At 68.9% G+C, this 2,247-nt stretch carries 1 pseudogene; it reads left to right on the top strand.

Annotated elements, in window-relative coordinates:
• Positions 1 to 2,247: pseudogene (locus tag ACRDSQ_RS06815) on the top strand (hypothetical protein); the annotation flags it as partial.

The raw sequence follows: 2,247 nt of genomic DNA, 5'->3' as shown, positions 1-2,247 counted from the left end.
GTGCTCACCACCACCGACCCGCGCAGCAAGGTGACCCGCAACGCCTACGACGCGGCGGGCAACCTGCTGCAGACGACCGACCCGCTGGGCAAGACCACCGTCTACAGCTACGACAGCCGGGGCAACCTGCTCACCGAGACCGATCCTTCGGGGGCGGTCACGACCTACGAGTACGACGGCTTCGGCAATCTCACCAAGCAGACCGATGCCCTCGGCACGGCGACGACCTACACCTACGACGGAGCCGGGAACCGCCTGACCGAGACGACGAGCCGGACGCTGCCGAGCGGCAGCAAGCAGACGCTGCTGACGAAGCTCACGTACGACAAGCTGGGCCGCCTCCTCTCGACCCAGCAGCCCGACGGCAGCACGACCTCGACGATCTACAACGCCATCGGCCAGGTCGGCGAGACCGTGGACGCCCTAGGCCGCCACACGGTCTTCACCTACGACGAGCTCGGGCAGCAGACCGCGACGCGCTATCCCGACGGCACCTCCGACGGGCGCTCCTACGACGCCGAAGGGCGGCTCTCGACGACGACCGACCGCGGCGGGCGGGTGACGAGCTTCCTCTACGACCCCGTCGGGAGGCTGGTGAAGACGACCTACGTCGACACCACCTTCACGACGAGCACCTACGACGACGCCGGGCGCCTGGTGGCCTCGACCGACGCGCGGGGCAACACGACCACCTTCGACTACGACGCGGCCGGGCGGCGGACCAAAGTGCTCGACGCCCTGCTCGGCGAGACCGACTTCGAGTACGACGCGGCGGGCAACCAGCTCGCGGTCGTGGACCCCAACCGCAACCGGGCGAGCTACGTCTACGACGACGCCGGGCGGCTGGTGCGCACCGACTTCCCCGACGGCACGAACCGGCAGGTGGCCTACGACGAGCTGGGGCGGCGGGTCGCCGAGACCGACCCGGCGGGCAAGACGACCCGCTTCGGATACGACGGCCTCGGCCGGCTGATCACGGTCACCGACGCGCTCGACCAGGTGACCCGCTACGCCTACGACGAGGCGGGCAACCGCACCACGCAGACCGACGCCAACAGCCACGCGACGCGGTTCGAGTACGACCAGCTCGGGCGGATGACGAAGCGGACCCTGCCCGACGGCGCCGCCGAGTCGATGACCTACGACGTGGCGGGGAACCTCAAGACCAAGAAGGACTTCGCGGGCAGGACGATCCAGTTCGCCTACGACCTCGGCCACCGCCTGCAGACCAAGACCTACCCCGGCGGCGCCACCGTCGGCTTCACCTACGCGGCCACCGGCCGGCGGGCGACGATGGTCGACGCGCGGGGTACGACGCGGTACGCCTACGACAACCGCGACCGCTTGGAGGAGATGACGTATCCCGACGGTCGCAAGCTCGCCCACGGCTGGGACGCCAACGGCAATCGCACGAGCCTCACGGCGCACGTGGCGGGGCAGGTGCTGGTGACGAGCGCGACCTACGACGCGCTCAACCGGCTCGACACGGTGAGCGATCCACAGAGCAGGGTCTACGGCCACGGCTACGACGCCAACGGCAACCGGGCGTCGGTGGCCTATCCGAATGGCGTGCAGACGAGCTACGCCTACGACGCGCTGAATCGGCTGAAGGAGCTGCGGACGCGGAAGGGAGTCGGCGCGGTCGTGGCGAGCTATCTCTACACCCTCGGCGCGGCGGGCAACCGGACGAAGATCGAAGAGGCCGACGGGACGGTCAGGAGCTACGGCTACGACGCGCTGTATCGGTTGACCGGGGAGACGGTGACGAAGAACACGGCGGCGGTCTACTCGAAGGCGTTTGACTACGACCCGGTGGGCAACCGGTTACGGCAGGTCCACACGGATCCTGCGGGAACGGTCACCACGACCAGCGCCACCTTCGACGTGAGGGACCGCCAACTCACGCGCGGTGGGCAGGGCTGGACGTGGGACGCGAATGGGAACTTGTCCGCCAAGGTGGACGAAGCGATGTATGCGTGGGATCTCGACGACCGGCTGCAGTCTGCGACGCAGAACGATGGGACGGTCGTCACGCATACGTATGACGGCGATGGCGTGCGGGTGAGGACGGAGACGAGGAAGGCGGGCACCACCACAGGCGTCGACTATCTGGTGGACACGTCGGGGCCGCTGAGCCAGGTGGTGGCTGAGTTGACGACGGTGGGAGCCGAGCCGGCGGCACTGAGTGCCTACTACGTGCGCGGCGATGACCTGCTGGCGGTGATGAGGCCGGGGGAGGGTGGCGCG

The sequence above is a fragment of the Actinokineospora sp. genome (genome assembly GCF_050699995.1).
Taxonomy (GTDB): domain Bacteria; phylum Actinomycetota; class Actinomycetes; order Mycobacteriales; family Pseudonocardiaceae; genus Actinokineospora.
The sequence above is the reverse complement of the archived record's forward strand: the minus strand, read 5'-3'. Positions and strand labels throughout refer to the sequence as shown.